The sequence below is a fragment of the Pseudomonas sp. WC2 genome (assembly GCF_050586545.1).
Taxonomy (GTDB): domain Bacteria; phylum Pseudomonadota; class Gammaproteobacteria; order Pseudomonadales; family Pseudomonadaceae; genus Aquipseudomonas.
This window is the reverse complement of record NZ_JBOBDR010000056.1, coordinates 1-395: the sequence shown is the minus strand read 5'-3', so window position 1 is coordinate 395 and position 395 is coordinate 1. Positions and strand designations below refer to the sequence as shown.

At 61.0% G+C, this 395-nt stretch carries 1 protein-coding gene; it reads right to left on the bottom strand.

What is annotated here, in order from left to right:
* Positions 1-395, bottom strand: a 395-nt coding sequence (locus ACQ4OE_RS26795) for a hypothetical protein (RefSeq protein ID WP_430948459.1), incomplete at both ends; no start/stop codon positions are given.

Here is a 395-nt window from a genome sequence, read left to right as displayed (position 1 = left end):
GCAGCAGGTGGGTTTTGTCGACGTAAATGAGCAGCGGTTTGCCGGCGCTGATGTCGCCGTTGCTGATCAGGCGCGGGGGCAGATCCGGCAGGTAGGTGGAAAAATCTGGCCGGGTGCCCAGCCACATCAGGTTGATCGACTGGCCGGCAGCGAAGGAGTTGTCGAAGGGGATTTCGATGGTCACTCGCGCCAGTTCAGGATTCAGCGCTCCGGAGACCGCTTCGCGCACAAGCGGCGCGGCGAGGCGTTGTACCTGGCCAATGACGTTGATGAATTGCACCTTGGAGCGCTGGTCGGGGGTGTTATCGGCTTTTTCCACACGATAGGACAGCGCGAGCGGGGCTTTGGCCAACTGACGCAACGCGGCGTTGGGGATTTCGATTTCAGCAACGCTG